Source organism: Pseudomonas sp. TE12508 (assembly GCF_056279485.1).
The window spans coordinates 72174-87693 of the sequence record NZ_JBWCCN010000009.1 but is presented as its reverse complement, the minus strand read 5'-3'; the positions used below and the strand labels follow the sequence as shown (position 1 = coordinate 87693).

Annotated in this window: 23 protein-coding genes; 6 read left to right on the top strand and 17 right to left on the bottom strand. The window is 57.8% G+C overall.

Going from position 1 to position 15520, the window contains the following annotated elements:
- Positions 1–117 precede the first annotated feature (117 nt).
- Complete coding sequence (locus ACZ9IM_RS14325) at positions 118–561, bottom strand: CopD family copper resistance protein (protein ID WP_476224274.1); 444 nt, start codon at positions 559–561, stop codon at positions 118–120.
- A gap of 217 nt (positions 562–778) precedes the next feature.
- On the opposite strand from ACZ9IM_RS14325, the gene ACZ9IM_RS14320 reads away from it, so the two are divergent.
- Positions 779–1456, top strand: a complete 678-nt coding sequence (locus ACZ9IM_RS14320; RefSeq protein ID WP_476224273.1) for an SOS response-associated peptidase family protein — start codon at positions 779–781, stop codon at positions 1454–1456.
- Between the two features lie 141 nt (positions 1457–1597).
- Positions 1598–2014, top strand: coding sequence for a CBS domain-containing protein (locus ACZ9IM_RS14315; RefSeq protein WP_038982771.1), 417 nt, complete (start codon positions 1598–1600; stop codon positions 2012–2014).
- Positions 2015–2209: 195 nt separating this feature from the next.
- Here the strand turns inward: ACZ9IM_RS14315 and ACZ9IM_RS14310 are convergent, their stop codons facing one another.
- The 3 genes from ACZ9IM_RS14310 to ACZ9IM_RS14300 form a co-directional block, all read right to left on the bottom strand.
- The gene (locus ACZ9IM_RS14310; RefSeq protein WP_476224272.1) at positions 2210–2464 is read right to left on the bottom strand and encodes a hypothetical protein; all 255 of its coding nucleotides are present in this window, start codon (positions 2462–2464) and stop codon (positions 2210–2212) included.
- Positions 2465–2744: 280 nt separating this feature from the next.
- The gene (locus tag ACZ9IM_RS14305) at positions 2745–3050 is read right to left on the bottom strand and encodes a hypothetical protein (RefSeq protein ID WP_476224271.1); all 306 of its coding nucleotides are present in this window, start codon (positions 3048–3050) and stop codon (positions 2745–2747) included.
- Between the two features lie 120 nt (positions 3051–3170).
- Entirely contained in the window at positions 3171–3365 is a 195-nt protein-coding gene (locus ACZ9IM_RS14300; protein ID WP_007895586.1) for a hypothetical protein, read from the bottom strand.
- Positions 3366–3553: 188 nt separating this feature from the next.
- Here ACZ9IM_RS14300 and ACZ9IM_RS14295 point away from each other — a divergent pair, with 188 nt between their 5' ends.
- Positions 3554–3748, top strand: coding sequence for a hypothetical protein (locus ACZ9IM_RS14295; RefSeq protein WP_080370446.1), 195 nt, complete (start codon positions 3554–3556; stop codon positions 3746–3748).
- 264 nt (positions 3749–4012) lie between these two features.
- Here the strand turns inward: ACZ9IM_RS14295 and ACZ9IM_RS14290 are convergent, their stop codons facing one another.
- From ACZ9IM_RS14290 to ACZ9IM_RS14275, 4 genes are all read right to left on the bottom strand, one after another.
- Positions 4013–4243 carry a hypothetical protein gene (locus ACZ9IM_RS14290; RefSeq protein WP_008074996.1) on the bottom strand — a complete coding sequence of 77 codons (231 nt, stop codon included), beginning with the start codon at positions 4241–4243 and terminating at the stop codon, positions 4013–4015.
- An 85-nt stretch (positions 4244–4328) separates the two neighbouring features.
- Positions 4329–4664: a hypothetical protein gene (locus ACZ9IM_RS14285; RefSeq protein ID WP_008074995.1), complete on the bottom strand. Its 336-nt coding sequence runs from the start codon at positions 4662–4664 to the stop codon at positions 4329–4331.
- A gap of 74 nt (positions 4665–4738) precedes the next feature.
- Positions 4739–4975, bottom strand: coding sequence for a hypothetical protein (locus ACZ9IM_RS14280; RefSeq protein ID WP_427623089.1), 237 nt, complete (start codon positions 4973–4975; stop codon positions 4739–4741).
- A gap of 98 nt (positions 4976–5073) precedes the next feature.
- Positions 5074–6300, bottom strand: a complete 1227-nt coding sequence (locus ACZ9IM_RS14275; RefSeq protein WP_476224270.1) for an RtcB family protein — start codon at positions 6298–6300, stop codon at positions 5074–5076.
- A 91-nt stretch (positions 6301–6391) separates the two neighbouring features.
- On the opposite strand from ACZ9IM_RS14275, the gene ACZ9IM_RS14270 reads away from it, so the two are divergent.
- Both ACZ9IM_RS14270 and osmE read left to right on the top strand, forming a co-directional pair.
- The gene (locus tag ACZ9IM_RS14270; protein WP_007895573.1) at positions 6392–6631 is read left to right on the top strand and encodes a hypothetical protein; all 240 of its coding nucleotides are present in this window, start codon (positions 6392–6394) and stop codon (positions 6629–6631) included.
- An 11-nt stretch (positions 6632–6642) separates the two neighbouring features.
- Positions 6643–7005: an osmotically-inducible lipoprotein OsmE gene (gene osmE / locus ACZ9IM_RS14265; protein ID WP_427623087.1), complete on the top strand. Its 363-nt coding sequence runs from the start codon at positions 6643–6645 to the stop codon at positions 7003–7005.
- Positions 7006–7058: 53 nt separating this feature from the next.
- On the opposite strand, the gene ACZ9IM_RS14260 is transcribed toward osmE, so the two are convergent.
- Positions 7059–7262: an SPOR domain-containing protein gene (locus ACZ9IM_RS14260; protein WP_008072154.1), complete on the bottom strand. Its 204-nt coding sequence runs from the start codon at positions 7260–7262 to the stop codon at positions 7059–7061.
- Positions 7263–7483: 221 nt separating this feature from the next.
- Here ACZ9IM_RS14260 and ACZ9IM_RS14255 point away from each other — a divergent pair, with 221 nt between their 5' ends.
- Positions 7484–7846, top strand: a complete 363-nt coding sequence (locus ACZ9IM_RS14255) for an NUDIX hydrolase (RefSeq protein ID WP_427623086.1) — start codon at positions 7484–7486, stop codon at positions 7844–7846.
- 43 nt (positions 7847–7889) lie between these two features.
- On the opposite strand, the gene ACZ9IM_RS14250 is transcribed toward ACZ9IM_RS14255, so the two are convergent.
- The 8 genes from ACZ9IM_RS14250 to ACZ9IM_RS14215 form a co-directional block, all read right to left on the bottom strand.
- The gene (locus ACZ9IM_RS14250) at positions 7890–8663 is read right to left on the bottom strand and encodes a 1,6-dihydroxycyclohexa-2,4-diene-1-carboxylate dehydrogenase (RefSeq protein WP_427623085.1); all 774 of its coding nucleotides are present in this window, start codon (positions 8661–8663) and stop codon (positions 7890–7892) included.
- 205 nt (positions 8664–8868) lie between these two features.
- Positions 8869–9882, bottom strand: coding sequence for a benzoate 1,2-dioxygenase electron transfer component BenC (benC, locus tag ACZ9IM_RS14245; RefSeq protein ID WP_476224269.1), 1014 nt, complete (start codon positions 9880–9882; stop codon positions 8869–8871).
- 10 nt (positions 9883–9892) lie between these two features.
- Positions 9893–10381 carry a benzoate 1,2-dioxygenase small subunit gene (benB, locus tag ACZ9IM_RS14240; RefSeq protein ID WP_007895555.1) on the bottom strand — a complete coding sequence of 163 codons (489 nt, stop codon included), beginning with the start codon at positions 10379–10381 and terminating at the stop codon, positions 9893–9895.
- Positions 10378–11742, bottom strand: a complete 1365-nt coding sequence (gene benA, locus ACZ9IM_RS14235) for a benzoate 1,2-dioxygenase large subunit (RefSeq protein ID WP_008072149.1) — start codon at positions 11740–11742, stop codon at positions 10378–10380. Before benA ends, benB begins: the two co-directional genes overlap by 4 nt.
- 251 nt (positions 11743–11993) lie before the next feature.
- Entirely contained in the window at positions 11994–12953 is a 960-nt protein-coding gene (locus ACZ9IM_RS14230; RefSeq protein WP_427623083.1) for an AraC family transcriptional regulator, read from the bottom strand.
- Positions 12954–13071: 118 nt separating this feature from the next.
- On the bottom strand, positions 13072–14001 hold the full coding sequence (gene catA, locus ACZ9IM_RS14225; protein WP_476224268.1) for a catechol 1,2-dioxygenase: 930 nt from the start codon (positions 13999–14001) through the stop codon (positions 13072–13074).
- A 51-nt stretch (positions 14002–14052) separates the two neighbouring features.
- Complete coding sequence (gene catC / locus ACZ9IM_RS14220; protein WP_007936026.1) at positions 14053–14343, bottom strand: muconolactone Delta-isomerase; 291 nt, start codon at positions 14341–14343, stop codon at positions 14053–14055.
- Between the two features lie 10 nt (positions 14344–14353).
- Positions 14354–15514, bottom strand: a complete 1161-nt coding sequence (locus ACZ9IM_RS14215; protein ID WP_476224267.1) for a muconate cycloisomerase family protein — start codon at positions 15512–15514, stop codon at positions 14354–14356.
- Between the last annotated feature and the right edge of the window lie 6 nt (positions 15515–15520).

The following is a 15520-nucleotide window of genomic DNA, read 5'->3' as shown; positions in this document are numbered from 1 at the left end:
GACAGGTCTCCGAGACTGGCTGCGGATCAACAGTGTCCGGGATTGGCGATCAATACTCCTTGACTTGTATCAAGCGCAAGCCAAGTGCTTGCAGGACAGACCTTGGGGCAAGGCCGCTCACCACGTCAGGTAAAACATCCCCTTGGCCAGCAGCACAATGACGACCATATGGCAGAACACACTGCCATGGATGAAATGCAGGTATCGAGCGTTCATTCGGCCGCTTTTGAACAAAAACATGGCGCCCAGGAAATGCAGCAGCACGCTCACGGCGACCACGATTTTCAACAGCAACAAGGTGCTGAACGATGAGGCCATTGGTGTTGCAAGGACGGGCAAATAGCGCAGCCAGACCATGCCCAGCCCCGCGCCGAACAATACCAGCAGCACCCACGGCATCAGGGTGCGGGCTCGGCGGCCAATACCCTCCTCGACCAGCAGCATCACTTTGGCGGGCAACTGTTTGCGGATGCTTTCCAAAAAAAGGACTTCGAAGAACACCGTGCCGATAAAGATCAGGGCGGCAAACAGATGAAAGGTCAGAAACAGCGGATAGAGCATGATTTTTCGCCCTCGATTCAGCTGTCGGTTTCTCCGCAGAATACAGAGCAGGTCCGATCAGGCGATTGACATCAATCAAGAAACCCGAAAATCCCGGATGCGGCCTGGCCGCGTGTCGCAAATGACCCTGTTTTTTGAAGGCGTTACTGGTTAGGCAGCCTCAAAGCTCACCTTGAAACTATTGTCTAAGCTTAAGCTTCAGCATGAGGGCTCAGCCATGTGCGGACGACTTTCGCAGTATCGAGGTATCCACGAGTTCGTGGCGGCGCTAAGCATGCCCAACGCCCTGGTCAATAATGCTGGCGATCAGCCGCTCGAGCTCTACAACGCCGCGCCGTCGACTCAGCTCGCCCTGTTCCACGAGGAAAGCGGCATGCTGCACGCCGACAGGGTTCGTTGGGGCTGGCGACCGCACTGGGCCAGGGATCACGCGACACCGATCAACGCCAGGGTTGAGAAAGTTGCCCATGACCCGTTCTTCAAGGAGATATGGCCGCACCGGGCAATTATTGCCATCGATAACTGGTTTGAATGGGTTTACGAGGGCGGTCCGAAGAAACAGCCTTACCTGATCCGTCGCAAGGATCGTGCGCCGATCCTGTGCGCCGCCATTGGTCAGTATCCAAGGTACGAAAAGGAGCCGGACGAGCATGACGGCTTCGTGATCATCACCGCGGACAGTGAAGGCGGCATGGTGGATCTTCACGACCGTCGGCCTGTGACGCTCAATCCCGAACTGGCCCGGGAATGGATTGATCCGTACACGCCCAAGGAGCGCGCCGAACAGATACTCCTGCAGCAAAGCGAACCTTGCGACGTCTTCGAATGGTTCAAAGTGGACATGGCCGTGGGCAATGTGAGGAACCAGGGCTCAGAACTGATAGAGCCTATCTAGGGCCTGAGCACCATGACCCGCCCCAATCAATCCGCCACCATGACGAGCGGAGATAAAACAATCTGAACCCGCACGTCCCCTCCAAGTCGAAAAAATTGGCAGCCCTTAATCACTGAAGCATCACTTTAAAGGAGTCTTTTCATGAAGATTTCGGAAGTTATGACGAAAGATGTTTTAACAGCCAAACCGAGCCAGACGATCCAGGAAGCCGCGAACATGATGGCCAGGATCGATAGCGGCGCCATTATGGTTGAGGAGCAAGAGCGTCTGATTGGCATGATCACGGACCGGGATATAGCCATTCGGGCCGTAGCCGAAGGACTCCCCGGCAAAACCCCTATCAGTAAAGTAATGACTGGCGGCATTCGCTATTGCTTTGAGGATGAAGACATAGAGCATGTGGCAAAGAACATGGCGGACGTGCAACTGCGCCGCCTGCCCGTGCTTAACCGGGACAAGCGTCTGGTTGGCGTCGTATCGCTGGGAAACATTGCCAGCACTCGATCTCAATCCGCCGCTGCTACTGTTTTGCGCGGAGTGGCACAGGCTCATCATTAACCGGGCCGCTAAGCGTTCATCAGGATCAAAGCTCGCATGGATCTGGCACGCTCGCCTGGCCTGGAATCCCGGTCGAAACCCGGCTTCAGGGTCAGGCGAGTCCTTGTGCACACATCCACCGCAACCGTCTCGCCGAGATAACCTTCCCACACCCAGTGCGTCGTTCGCTGGGTCGCATGTTTATTGCACGACACATCAGTTTGGCTCGACGAGCAGGTCCTTGTCCTCCGCGCCTAGCGCCGGCTCCTGGTCTTCCAATTCGTCGGTTTCACGCTTCTTTTTCAGGCGGGCTCGAGTGCGCTCGGTGTCATAGGTTTTTCCGTCGGCCAAGGCGTTCAGGGTTGTTGAAATTCGATAGAAACCACCGCACGGCTCGCAATGAATGCGCAAGCCACCCCCGTACGAAAGATCTACCAGCGCATTAGTGTTTCCACAAAGCGGACAGCTCATAGCCACCTCCTGATCATTCAGTTAGCCGCTTTCAGCCCGCCATAAATGCTGACAACCTGGGTAGGTGTGATTACGAATAGCGGGGACATGTTGATATCGACAGGGGCTATCCATGGAGGTTGCTTGTTTTTTTGTCGATAGATCGAGCAATACCTGCGTGAGCCCCTGTAGGAGCTGCCGAAGGCTGCGATCTTTTGATCTTTCAGGAGGCGCTGAAGATCAAAAGATCGCAGCCTTCGGCAGCTCCTACAGAGTCTGTGTCAGCATCGGGGGACGGATTCTAATCCGAAGTCAGCGGCTCCTTGGAGCGAACCGGCGCGATGACCGACCTCTCCTCGGTGTCGCGATGCAATAAGGCAACGTGGTAGTCATAGGTGGATATCAACGGCACCGGCTCATCAATTCGAGACATCTCAAGCCATCGTCTTGTGCGTTCGATGTCAAAGAACTCGTTCTTTAATTTCATTTTCGCCACAAGGTTCGCAGAGACCTTGTAGCGTCCACATCCGGCCGAGCATTTGACTTCTGACCAGTCTCCAGCCGCGTGAACAGCATTAGAGGCAGCCTGACAGATTAGGCACTTCATGTTCGATCTCCGTATCCATGAACTACCAACTGTAGACGATCCGCGACCAAGGAGCGTTCACTTCGCAGAAAGATAAAAGCATCAAAAAGCGAAGAGCCCAGCGCAATGGCTGGGCTCAAGTTATCTTCTGTTTTCCAGCATCTTATCGGCGAGTGCTTTGGCCCTTTGGATTAACAGATTCTGCCTGTCTTCGTGGGTGGCTTCTCCTACCACCGGTGCCGTCAGATTGCTTTCGGCAATCAACGCGGCACAGAAGTATTGATCCCAAACAGCGCCTTGCTCCGACTCCTGTCTATTCATTTGGTCGGCGATCATATGCGGCTCCTTTTGGTGAGGTAGCCTCTTTAGTTTACGCCCGAATCGTGGACTACTCGCGTCGCGAAGGATGATCGGCACCTCATTGCAATCCGTTCACTGGCGACAAGTCGTTTCCTCAACTAGGATTTTTAGCGCACAGGACTTCGCCCACTGTGTTGTCGGGCGATTCATCAAAGGAGAGATAGATGACATCTACTCGAACTTCCGAGCAAACCTATCGTGGATGGTCCAACCCCATCTTGCTCGAACTCAAGGAGAGAGAACATCAGCTAAGCCCTTCGGCACGCCAGGCTCTGCAAAATGTCCTGGTGGAAAGAAGGCTTCTTGACACTGGCAACCCATCCGGCAGCGATCGGCGCAAGGCTGATCCAGCCGGGTAACGACAGGCATCAATAACGTTTGTCCATCATGCTCATCATCGACGCTGCTGGCTCTCTGCCGGCAGCGCGCTCATAAGCCATTCCAAATTCCAGACAAAAAAAAAGCCCAGGCAGCTGATGGACGCCTGGGCTTTAAAAATGCATAAACCGTGGTGGTGAACGCGGGGCAATATTACCCAATCGCGGGACTTGTAACAAGATATTCTGAGTCACTATCCAGTTACTAAACCTCCTAACCCATTAAATATCCACACTATTTTCAAGTCATCTGCTGACTGTTCCGCTCCCGACACCATCGCTTGTAGCGGAAAAAGCTCCCCGTGCATCGCGCACCAGCTCACGCCATTCGGCGTTGTTTATGAGCCCGGCCCCTTCCATTTCATCCGCCGCCTTCAGCAGTTTGTCGTAGTGTTCTTCACAATCCATCCCGGCCTCCGGTTCTCTCAAGAGCCGGTACCAGGCATCGAGGGCTGCCTTTTTTCGATCATCATTCATAGCCAAACTCCCTGGGGCTGTCAGCTCTTGGAAGTTGATTCAGGAATGACCGTTCCTCAGTTCCGACATACGGCAGCTGCGGGCGTTACAAACAATCCCGTACAGCCTGGCGCAGCGCCCCTGACTTGGCCCATGGTGGCCCCTGGTAAAGCGATACCCGGCTGCCATCCTTCGATTTCACGATAACCAGAATTTCGTCAGCTGTAATGACGCTGGGTGCGGTGATCCGGTAGCCATTGGAAATCGGCGATTGCGTCGATCCCGGAATGTCCTGACGCCATAACGGTAATACACACGCGGCATATTCCTTGGGCGCCTTATCGCTGTATTTGCTGATATTGGGCTCGCCGGGCACCACGGATGCGGGTAATGAACAGCCCGCCAACACAGCCACCGCTATTCCCGCTATCAACATGCGCATAACGCTTCCTTATCCTGAAAAACGGGAAATGTAGCCTGCAATTACGCAGACATCCAGCCGACACCCGACGCTCTCTATACAGGGGCTTCGCCCTGCCCCGGCTCGGCCCCCGAGCCGGAATCGGGATACGACCTCGCATTCAGGTACGTCATCCATCGCTCGTACGCTTCATGCTGCCATTTCGTGACCCGCTCCCATTCCGGGCCGCTCAACTGATGGGCCGAGATCAGTTTCATCATTTCCGTGGTTGCCGTATCCAGGTCAACGATCAGTTCATGCGCATGGAGTCTGAAATCATCGGTAATCGTCATTTGAGATGGCCTCCCTAGCGAATAAATCATTACCTCAATACGACAGCAGAGCTGTTCATTCGCGTTAATGTTCCCGACCAATGGAAGCCGTTCCCTCTCTACCCCTTCACGCAGACCACCTGTCGCAAGGTGTGCAACACTTCCACCAGATCACGCTGGGCGTACATGACTTTATCGATGTCCTTGTAAGCCATCGGAATTTCATCGATGACCGCCGCATCCTTGCGGCACTCCACATGAGCGGTCGCGCGGATCTGGTCTGCGACAGTGAAGGTGTTTTTGGCTTTGGTGCGGCTCATGGTCCGACCGGCACCGTGGCTGCAGGAACAGAACGATTGCTCGTTGCCCAGACCCCGAACGATGAAGCTTTTGGCGCCCATGGAGCCGGGAATGATCCCCAGTTCGCCCTTCTTCGCCGACACCGCGCCCTTGCGGGTGACCAGGACGTTTTCGCCGAAGTGCCGCTCTTTCTGCACGTAATTGTGATGACAGTTCACAGCCTCCAGCGCGACCTCGAAGGGTTTGCGGATCACTTGCCGCGCTGCCTGAATCACCGCCTGCATCATCAACGCGCGGTTCTGCCGAGCGAAGTCCTGAGCCCAGCCCACCGCTTCGACGTAGTCATCGAAATGCCGGCTGCCTTCCTTGAAATAGGCCAGATCGCGGTCCGGCAGATTGGCGATGTGCTGGCGCATGTCCGCTTGAGCCAATTGAATGAACAGAGTCCCGATAGCATTGCCAACGCCGCGAGAACCGCTGTGCAACATGAACCAGACGCGGTTGGCCTCATCCAGGCAGACCTCGATGAAGTGATTACCGGTACCGAGAGTGCCCAGGTGCTGACGGTTGTTGGTGCTGGCGAGTTTCGGGTATTTGTCGGTGATCGCCTTGAACCGTGAGCTAAGCGCCGCCCAGGCTTGATCGGCCTGGTGTGGAACGTGGTTCCAGGCGCCTTCATCGCGGCGACCACGGCTCAACGTGCGGCCATGTGGCACGGCTTTTTCGATGGCACTACGCAGGCCATGCAGGTTGTCTGGCAAGTCGTCGGCGGTCAGTGAAGTGCACGCGGCAATCATGCCGCAGCCGATATCCACCCCCACGGCTGCCGGAATGATCGCGCCCACGGTGGGGATCACGCTGCCGATGGTGGACCCTTTGCCCAGATGCACATCCGGCATCACTGCCAGATGCTTGAAGATGAACGGCATCTTCGCGATATTGATCAATTGCTGCCGGGCTTCGCTTTCAACCGGCACTCCCTCGGCCCAGAGTTTGATCGGCTTGCCGTTGGCGACTTCCAGCAATTGGTAGACAGGTTTTTGCATGATTTCGACTCTCTTGCGATCAGACGAACATAACGCTCCAGACAGGTAAATAGGACTACTATTTCGTAGCGGGGAATTGCAGGAGGTCATCATGTGGCTTAACGAATATGAACAGCAACTTCGGCGCGACCTGCAAGGTGTAGCCTCGGACCTGAGGTGGTCGGCGGTAGAGCTTTTGCGCATCGCAGAGCAGTTGCGCCAGGCCGGCAATGATGTGGACGCAGAGGCAACACTAAGGTTGTGCGCGTTGTTCCAGGGCGATGAAGAGCGACTGGCGGGCTATGCTGAAGAAGTGAAAGCAAAATCCATCACTCGAACGAAAGTTCACTAGAGAGCGCTGCCATGAACAAGCCTCTATGCGCGCTGATCGCCGTGCTGGCGGCGTCAGGTGGCTGCAACACGGAATCACACGTTTATCGAGACCAACCGCTGGTCGCCAAGGTCGAGACTGGCATGAGCAAGGAACAAGTCCAGCAGATTGGCGGCCAGCCTTTATCGATAACGAAGCGCACGGTGGAACCTGGTACCTGCTTTGACTACAAGCTGATCCAGGCCGGCCATCAGCAACCGTACAATGTCAGCTTCGATGGCACGGGCAAGGTCGACCACAAAAGTTTCATGACCTGTGCGCAATGGAGTCGTGCCCAACAAAAAGCCAGAGAATATTCCCCTTCCACAGGCGGGATGGGTGGCGGCGGCTACTGATTCCACCGTGTAGCAGCTGCCTCGCAGGCAGGCTCGGCAGCTGCTATAGCGCACTATTTGTCTGATTTGTGGCTACGCGACGCTTTACTCGACCGGGCTCTGTAGGCGGGAAGCGAAGCTGCATAAGCCAGCGCCTCCTCTCTGCTGCCAAAGGCTCCCAACCGGTCACCTTTGGTGCACACCCGCCAGGGGCCGTTGTTCACGCTGAGTACGTCGTAGCCGTTCATGTGCATTTTGGTCAGCATCGGAACGCTCATAGTCACCTCCATTTCGGCAGTGATAGTCCTGGATCGACTCAATTACCTTACACCCGACCTTCACTGAAGTGCCAGCCAGACGTCGCGTCAGGATTCCGGCATTTCATTGCACTTTCAGCCGCCCTGTCGACTCCAACCCTTGAAGCAGGCACTTCTGCGGATGTCGGTCTGAATATTGCATTTTTATGACTGTTTTGTGACAGGCAGCAGTCGGGTAACCCATGAAAGTACGTGCAACCGTCATTTGCGAGCAGGATCGGCACATTCTCCTGGTGCGCAAACCCAAGTGTCGCTGGACCTTGCCAGGCGGAAAAGTCGAGCCTGGCGAAACCGCTGCGGGCGCGGCCATGCGAGAGCTCTACGAGGAAACAGGGCTTGAGGTCGATGACATGCTGTACTTGATGGAATGGGAAACGACCAGCACCCGGCACCATGTATATGAGGCGTCGGTCGTAAACCTGGCAGAGGCTCGGCCACAGAATGAAATCTTCGACTGCATCTGGTATCCGCTGGAGGCCGTCCACAATCTGAAAATAAGCGACGCCGCGCTCAGAATCGTCAAAGCGTTTCAGCGTCGCTTGTAGGTCGCAGGTATTCAGGCTTTAGCCGAAGCCATCTGAAAGCTTTTCAGCCCAGATCGCCGCCACCGACCGGCATGACCATGCCGGTGATGTAGGAGGCTTCGTCGCTGGCCAGAAACAGGATAGCGCTCGCCTGCTCATCCAGCGTGCCGTAGCGCTTCATCAAACTGCTGTCGAGGGTCTGGTCGACAATCTGCTGATACCAGAGCTTTTCCTGAGCGCTCTGTTGCGCGGTGTTGCGTGGGATCAGTCGCGGTGGCGCCTCGGTGCCACCGGGGGCGGTCGCGTTGACCCGCACGCCACGACCGGCCGTTTCGAAGGCCAGGCATGCGGTCAGCGCATTGACCCCGCCCTTCGCCGCACCGTATGGCACGCGATTGACGCTACGGGTCGCAATGGACGAAACGTTGACGATGGCGCCGCTGCCTTGTTCGAGCATGAACGGCAGTGCGGCATGGCAACACCACAGCGTCGGGAACAACGAACGGCGGACTTCGGCTTCGATCTGCTGCTCTTCATAGTGCTCGAAAGGCTTGGCCCAGATTGTGCCGCCGACGTTATTGACCAGCACATCGAGGCGATCAAAGCGTTCGACAGCGGTGCGCATAACGCGACTGCATTCGCTGTACTGCTCAAGGTCGGCGGTCAGGGCTAGTACCTGGCTGCTCTGCCCCAATTCCTTCTGGAGTTCGAACACCAGATCGGAGCGGTCGACCAAGATCAGTCGCGCACCTTCGGCAGCCATGCGTTCAGCCACACGCCGGCCGATGCCTTGGGCGGCACCGGTAATCAGCGCGACTTTTTCGTGGAATCTGTTCATGTGTACCTCGTGACGAAGGATGCCGTTCAGTTAGGGCATACCAGATAAAACACTGACCTGTGGGAGCGGGCTTGCTCGCGAAAGCGGTCTCACAGTCGAGATCTCTGTTGGATTTTCCGCCCTCTTCGCGAGCAAGCCCGCTCCCACATTGAATCGTTGCCGAGGACGGTATCGGTGTAGGGCCGCACTCGCGTAACTGCACGAATCAAGCCGCGCTGGCGGCAAATTTCTCGTAGTAAAAGTTCGCAGGCGCAATGCCTTGCTCGCGGATGAACTGGCTGACCGCTTCGACCATCGGCGGCGGGCCGCACAGGTAGACGTCGACGTCGCCATCGTTCAAATGCCGTGCCTCGATGTGTTGGGTCACGTAACCCTTGAGCGGGTGCCGGCTGTCGGGATTGGCCACGCAGGCACTGAAGCTGAAGTTCGCAATTCGTGCGGCGAAGGTTTCGAGTCGATCGAGTTCCACCAGGTCGAAATCGTTGGTCACGCCGTAGATCAAATGCAGTGGATGCTCGCTGCCCTGTTCGGCGATTTTTTCCAGCATCGCGGTAAACGGCGCCAGACCGGTGCCACCCGCCAGCAGCAACAATGGACGGCGGATGTCGCGCAAATAGAAGCTGCCCAACGGTCCGGCCAGGCTCATGCTGTCGCCGGCCTTGGCCATGCCGGTGAGGAAACTGCTCATCAAGCCACCGGGCACGTTGCGAATCAGAAAACTGACTTCGCCGTCGCGCTGCAACGAGCTGAACGAGTAAGCGCGGGTCTGCTCACTGCCGGGCACCCCGAGGTTCACATACTGCCCCGGCAGAAACGCCAGTTTGCTCAGGGCTTCGCCCTTGATCGACAGCGCGATGGTGCTGTCGGACAACTGCCGCACGGCGCTGATGGTCGCGTCATAACTGGCCTGACGGGTACGGCAGACATCCGATGAAACCGGCACCCGCACCACGCAATCGCTCTGCGCCCGCATTTGGCAGGTCAGGACAAAACCCTGTTGCGCTTCGTCGGCGCTGAGGGCGTCTTCGATGTAGTCCTCGCCCAATTCGTAGCGGCCGGCCTCGGCGAAGCACTTGCAGGTTCCGCAGGCGCCGTCGCGGCAGTCCAGTGGAATATTGATGCCTTGGCGATACGCGGCATCGGCCACGGTTTCGCCGGCGTTGGCGTCGATGAACCGGGTGACGCCATCTTCGAAATTGAATGCAATGGAATGAGTCATGACGGCCGCCTCAGAGGTGGTAGACATCGATGACCTGGCGAACGTAGTCGTTCTTCAGGATCACTTTCTTGGCCTTGATCAACGGGTTCTCACCGCGCACATCCAGGGTGTAGAAGCTGCTGCCGAAATAGCTGTCGACGGTCTTGTAGCGAAAGCTCAGGGTGTGCCAGTTGAAGCGCACCTTGCATAGCCCGTCGGCCTGTTCGAGCAGCTCGATATTGCTGAGGTTGTGCGAGGTGCGGGTGTCCGGCACGCTGGCGCTGGAACGCTCGGTCTTGATGCGGAAGATGCGGTCTTCCAGGCCGGTGCGGTTGCCGTACCAGATCAGCGAGATTTCCCGCTGCGGGTCTTCAGTCAGCTCGTCGTTGTCGTCCCAGGACGGCATCCAGAATGTCGCGTCCGGCGCGTACAACTCCAGCCAGTCGTCCCATTGTTTGTCGTCGAGGTAGCGTGCTTCGCGGTAGAGAAAATCGCGCACAGCGTCATAGGTAATGGTCATTGCACGGCCTCCACTGCAATCAGTTCGGACTGCTCCGCGGCCAACGCCTTGAGCATCGTTTGCTGCCAATACTTGTGTTGCAACACGAACAGGCCTTCGTCTTCGGTACGCACGCCGCTGAGCAGTGGATGCAGGTCGATTTCCTTGGCCGCGTCATCAGCGCCTTCGACCCAATGTTCGGCGCCACGGGACATGTCGTTCCACGTGGTGACGCTGCCCTGGTAACCCGTCTGACAGGAGCGAAACTCTTCCAGATCGTCCGGGGTCGCCATGCCGCTGACGTTGAAGAAATCCTCGTACTGACGAATCCGGCTCGACCGGGCGTGGTCGCTTTCGCCTTTGGGGGCGATGCAGTAAATGGTGATTTCGGTGCGGTTGACCGAGATCGGCCGGGCGATGCGGATCTGCGAGCTGAACTGGTCCATCAGGTACACGTTCGGGTACAGGCACAGGTTGCGCGAATTCTCGATCATCCAGTCGGCGCGAGCCTTGCCGAAATCCCGGGCCAACTCGTCGCGACGCTCGTACAACGGACGGTCCTCGGGGTTGGACCAACGGGTCCAGAGCAGCATGTGGCCCTTGTCAAAGGAATAGAAACCGCCGCCCTGCTTGGCCCAGGTGCCGGCGCTCATGGTCGGGTTGCAATCACCGGCCTCGCGCTGTTTGCGTTGGTTCTGGGTCGCGGCGTAGTTCCAGTGCACCGAGCTTACGTGATAGCCGTCGGCACCGTTTTCGGCGGTGAGTTTCCAGTTGCCTTCGTAGATGTAGCTGGAAGAACCGCGCAGCACTTCCAGGCCATCGGCGGACTGATCGACGATCATGTCGATGATTTTCGCCGACTCGCCCAAGTGCTCGACCAACGGCACGACATCGGCCTTGAGGCTGCCGAACAGGAAGCCGCGATAGGATTCGAAACGCGCAACTTTGGTCAGGTCGTGGGAGCCTTCGCAATTGAAGCTCGCCGGGTAGCCGGCCGCCGCCGGGTCCTTGACCTTGAGCAGCTTGCCGGAGTTGTTGAAGGTCCAGCCGTGGAATGGGCAGGTGTACGAACTCTTGTTGCCGGTCTTGTGCCGGCAGAGCATCGCTCCACGGTGGCTGCACGCATTGATAAAGGCATTCAACTCACCGTCCTTGTTGCGCGCGATGAAGATCGACTGACGCCCCATGGTGGTGGTGTAGAAATCGTTGTTGTTGGGGATCTGGCTTTCATGTGCGAGGTACAGCCAGTTGCCTTCAAAGATGTGTTCCATCTCGAGGTCGAACAGCCGCGGATCGGTGAACATCTCGCGCTTGCAGCGATAGATGCCCTGCTCAGGGTCTTCTTCAAGCAGGGAGTGAAGGTATTCGGGTCGCAGGGACATGGCCGCCGCCTCCATTGTTTTTATTCAGGCAGGGCCATGCTAGGACGAGGGGATGGGGCGGACTATCCGCGGGGTGCAGACCTGTATCCGTTTTGTGCAGAGTGATTTTTGCCCGATCGTTCCCACGCTCTGCGTGGGAATGCAGCGCGGGACGCTCTGCGTCCCAAAAGCGGACGCGGAGCGTCCGTTGAGGCATTCCCACGCGGGAGCGTGGGAACGATCAAACAGCGGTGGGGGTGGCGTTTACGAGGTCAATGACGGCGCTTGAGGGTGTCGGAAGGCAATTCGCCGAACTGTTTGCGGTAGCTGTCGGAGAACCGGCCCAGGTGCAGAAAGCCGTAATCCATGGCCACTTCCGTGACGTTGCGCACGTTGCAGGTCGGGTCGCTCAGGTTAGCGTGAATACGTTCGAGCTTTTTCTGCCGGATGTAGTTTTTCGGCGTGTCCCCCGCGTTGCGTTCGAACAACCCATACAGCGAACGCAGGCTCATTCGCGCCTGGCGCGCCAGTTCTTCGCTGTCGATGTCTTGCTTGAGGTTGCACGCGATGTAATCGACCAGCGCCTCGAACGTGGCGGAGGGTGAGCCGGGATCGGTGCGCATGACGTTGGTCTTCATCAAGCCAAGCATTTTGCTGACCACGATTTGCGCATAGTGCTCCTGCACCCTGGGAATCTGTTCGGTGGCTTCCGCCTCCTGGCAAATCATCGCCAGCAGACCGACGAAACCTTCCAGCTCATTGAGCTGATAACGGTTCTCCAGGAACCGCACGCCCTGCCCCGGATACCGCCAGCGCTGCTCTTCGCACACCGACTCCAGCAGCCGCGAGGGGACTTTCAGGATGAATTTTTCGCAATCACTGGAATAGGTCAGATCCACTGGATCGTCAGGGTTGATCAGCAGCAACTCGCCGGGAGCGAAGTAATGTTCCTGACCATGGCCACGCCACAGGCAGTTACCCCGCAGCAACACTTGCAAGTGATAGATGCTGTCCAGCGCATGGGACATAACCCGCACGCTGGCGCCGTAACTGATGCGGCACAGGTCGAGGCTGGCGAATTTGCGATGATCGAGGCTGGCCAGCGGCCGGCCGGCCCTGGGCATCCGGAGGCAATGGTTACCGACATGCTGATTGACGTAGCCCGACACCGCGTAGGGGTCGGCATGGTCGAAGACTCTGCTGCGATGACTCAACAATTGCGCTTGCATCATCGGTTCACTCTCATTGTTGTTATCGGTGGCGCCGACATTCTAGGGTACTGGCTGTGATGCAGAAGGCCACGAGATAAACGGTCGGTTATCTCGTGGCCCGGATCAGCTCGCAGTGGCGTCAGTCCTCGAGCGCGCGAACCCGTTCGTGGCGTTGCTGTTCCTCAGGCTGGGCAGACGACTGCAGCGTGAAGTCAAAATCGATTTCGGCAAAACGCCCGCTCACGCCATGAGCCGCCGCACGCTGCGGATCGTCACTGAAGGTGATTTTGGCAATCAACTCATCACGGGTGGCATAGGCGAAATCGTCATGCAGGTATTGATCGCCGTCGAGGTTGATCTGGGTGGTCAGGTGACGATGATCCGGCGCGGAGATGAAGAAGTGGATGTGCGCCGGCCGCTGACCATGACGGCCCAGTTGATCGAGCAATTGCTGGGTCGGACCGTCCGGCGGGCAGCCATAGCCCGACGGCACGATGCTGCGAAAACTGTACCGGCCCTCGGCATCGGTGACGATACGACGACGCAGGTTGAATTCCGATTGAGTGGTATCGAAGTACGAATAAGTGCCGCCGGTGTTGGCGTGCCAGACATCCACCACCGCGCCAGCCAGCGGTTCGCCGGCGGTGTTGCGCACCTGGCCCTGCATGAACAGCACTACACCCGGATCGACGCCGTCATCCAGCCGCGCTTCACCTTCCGACAGTGGCGCACCCGCCACATACAGCGGCCCTTCGATGGTCCGCGGTGTGCCGCCGGCTTTGCCGGCCTGCTCGTCTTCGGCGTCCATCAGCAGGTCGAGGTAATGCTCCAGACCGAGCCCGGCCACCACCAACCCGGCCTCTTGACGCGCACCCAGCACGTTGAGGTAGTTGACGGCTTTCCAGAACTCTTCCGGGGTCACGGCCAGGTCTTCGATGATGTTCACCGAATCGCGCAGGATCCGGTAAATCAGCGCCTTGACCCGCGGATCGCCGGCTTCGTTATGCAGACCGCTGGCGTCTTCGAGAAACTTCTGGGCACTGGCAGTGTGGGAAATCTTGACGTTCATGGTGGTTCCTCATCTTGTAATTATTAGCGTAGCGAACTGAACAGGCTGGGTTCAGCGGTCATCCTCGCGAATGGAAGAAGGATGCCGGCACAGCGCGTTGACCTCGATCGCCATGTACGGGTACAGCGGCAATTGCATCAGCAGGTCATGCAGTTCCTGAACGCTGTCGACATCGAACACGCTGTAATTGGCATAGAGCCCGGCGATGCGCCATAGATGACGCCACTTGCCTTGCTCTTGCAGGCGCTGGGCCAGGGCTTTTTCGTCGGCCTTGAGCTGAGCGGCGCGTTCCGGGTTCATGTCGACCGGTAAATTCACCGTCATTTTTACGTGAAACAGCATGATGCCCTCCTCAGGCTTGATGAACGGCAGTGGATATGGTCCTGGATACTTTGTCCCGACGGAAAAACGCCAGGCGCTCTTCATCCAGGCTCAGGCCCAGCCCCGGAGTTTGCGGGACGTGCAGTTGGAAATCGCGGTAGACCAATGGCTCGCTGAGAATGTCTTCGGTGAGCAGCAGCGGGCCGAACAACTCGGTGTCCCAGCCCAGTGTGTTCAGCGTGACGAAGGCATGGGCCGAGGCCAGCGTGCCGATACCGCCTTCGAGCATGGTGCCGCCGTACAGGCCAATACCGGCCGCCTCGGCAATTGCGGCGGTTCGCAACACGGCACGTGGGCCGCCGTTCTTGGCGATTTTCAGGGCGAATACCGAAGCCGCGCCCTCCCGCGCCAGGTTGAAGGCATCTTCCACGCATTCGATGGATTCATCGGCCATGATCGGAGCCGGGCTCACGGTATTCAGGCGCACCATGCCGGCGCGGTTATTGCGCGAGATCGGTTGTTCGATCAGGTCGATGCCGTTGGTTCCCAGGATCCGGCAGGCCCGCAGGGCAATCGCTTCGTCCCAGGCCTGATTGACATCAACCCGCACGCTGGCGCGATCGCCCAGCGCCTTTTTGATCGCAATGACGTGGGCCAGGTCGCGGTTGACCTCGCCTGCGCCGATTTTCAGCTTGAAGATCCGATGGCGGCGCAAGTCGAGCATTTGTTCCGCTTCGGCAATGTCCTTGGCGGTGTCGCCGCTGGCCAGGGTCCACGCCACCGGCAGCGCATCACGAACGCGACCGCCCAGCAGCTCGCTGACCGGCAGGCCCAGGCGCTTGCCTTGGGCGTCGAGCAAGGCGCTTTCGATACCTGACTTGGCGAAGGTGTTGCCACGAATGCTGCGCTCCAGGCGCAACATTGCGGCATTCACATTGCCGCTGTCCTGGCCGATCAGCAATGGCGCGAAGTGTTTGTCGATGTTGGTCTTGATACTGTCCGGGCTTTCGTTGCCATAGGCCAGACCGCCAATGGTGGTCGATTCACCAATCCCTTCAATACCGTCGGCACAGCGCACACGGATGATCACCAAGGTCTGGTTTTGCATCGTGTGCATCGCCAGCTTGTGCGGGCGGATGGTCGGCAGATCGACGATGATCGTCTCGATCGATTCAATGGCAGTTGCACGCATGTCGAT

What these genes read in the sequence shown, in the direction of transcription:
- ACZ9IM_RS14325 (WP_476224274.1), bottom strand. Translation starts at nt 561, where the DNA reads ATGCTCTATCCGCTGTTTCTGACCTTTCATCTGTTTGCCGCCCTGATC.
- ACZ9IM_RS14320 (WP_476224273.1), top strand. Translation starts at nt 779, where the DNA reads ATGTGCGGACGACTTTCGCAGTATCGAGGTATCCACGAGTTCGTGGCG.
- ACZ9IM_RS14315 (WP_038982771.1), top strand. Translation starts at nt 1,598, where the DNA reads ATGAAGATTTCGGAAGTTATGACGAAAGATGTTTTAACAGCCAAACCG.
- ACZ9IM_RS14310 (WP_476224272.1), bottom strand. Translation starts at nt 2,464, where the DNA reads ATGAGCTGTCCGCTTTGTGGAAACACTAATGCGCTGGTAGATCTTTCG.
- ACZ9IM_RS14305 (WP_476224271.1), bottom strand. Translation starts at nt 3,050, where the DNA reads ATGAAGTGCCTAATCTGTCAGGCTGCCTCTAATGCTGTTCACGCGGCT.
- ACZ9IM_RS14300 (WP_007895586.1), bottom strand. Translation starts at nt 3,365, where the DNA reads ATGATCGCCGACCAAATGAATAGACAGGAGTCGGAGCAAGGCGCTGTT.
- ACZ9IM_RS14295 (WP_080370446.1), top strand. Translation starts at nt 3,554, where the DNA reads ATGACATCTACTCGAACTTCCGAGCAAACCTATCGTGGATGGTCCAAC.
- ACZ9IM_RS14290 (WP_008074996.1), bottom strand. Translation starts at nt 4,243, where the DNA reads ATGAATGATGATCGAAAAAAGGCAGCCCTCGATGCCTGGTACCGGCTC.
- ACZ9IM_RS14285 (WP_008074995.1), bottom strand. Translation starts at nt 4,664, where the DNA reads ATGCGCATGTTGATAGCGGGAATAGCGGTGGCTGTGTTGGCGGGCTGT.
- ACZ9IM_RS14280 (WP_427623089.1), bottom strand. Translation starts at nt 4,975, where the DNA reads ATGACGATTACCGATGATTTCAGACTCCATGCGCATGAACTGATCGTT.
- ACZ9IM_RS14275 (WP_476224270.1), bottom strand. Translation starts at nt 6,300, where the DNA reads ATGCAAAAACCTGTCTACCAATTGCTGGAAGTCGCCAACGGCAAGCCG.
- ACZ9IM_RS14270 (WP_007895573.1), top strand. Translation starts at nt 6,392, where the DNA reads ATGTGGCTTAACGAATATGAACAGCAACTTCGGCGCGACCTGCAAGGT.
- osmE (WP_427623087.1), top strand. Translation starts at nt 6,643, where the DNA reads ATGAACAAGCCTCTATGCGCGCTGATCGCCGTGCTGGCGGCGTCAGGT.
- ACZ9IM_RS14260 (WP_008072154.1), bottom strand. Translation starts at nt 7,262, where the DNA reads ATGAGCGTTCCGATGCTGACCAAAATGCACATGAACGGCTACGACGTA.
- ACZ9IM_RS14255 (WP_427623086.1), top strand. Translation starts at nt 7,484, where the DNA reads ATGAAAGTACGTGCAACCGTCATTTGCGAGCAGGATCGGCACATTCTC.
- ACZ9IM_RS14250 (WP_427623085.1), bottom strand. Translation starts at nt 8,663, where the DNA reads ATGAACAGATTCCACGAAAAAGTCGCGCTGATTACCGGTGCCGCCCAA.
- benC (WP_476224269.1), bottom strand. Translation starts at nt 9,882, where the DNA reads ATGACTCATTCCATTGCATTCAATTTCGAAGATGGCGTCACCCGGTTC.
- benB (WP_007895555.1), bottom strand. Translation starts at nt 10,381, where the DNA reads ATGACCATTACCTATGACGCTGTGCGCGATTTTCTCTACCGCGAAGCA.
- benA (WP_008072149.1), bottom strand. Translation starts at nt 11,742, where the DNA reads ATGTCCCTGCGACCCGAATACCTTCACTCCCTGCTTGAAGAAGACCCT.
- ACZ9IM_RS14230 (WP_427623083.1), bottom strand. Translation starts at nt 12,953, where the DNA reads ATGATGCAAGCGCAATTGTTGAGTCATCGCAGCAGAGTCTTCGACCAT.
- catA (WP_476224268.1), bottom strand. Translation starts at nt 14,001, where the DNA reads ATGAACGTCAAGATTTCCCACACTGCCAGTGCCCAGAAGTTTCTCGAA.
- catC (WP_007936026.1), bottom strand. Translation starts at nt 14,343, where the DNA reads ATGCTGTTTCACGTAAAAATGACGGTGAATTTACCGGTCGACATGAAC.
- ACZ9IM_RS14215 (WP_476224267.1), bottom strand. Translation starts at nt 15,514, where the DNA reads ATGCGTGCAACTGCCATTGAATCGATCGAGACGATCATCGTCGATCTG.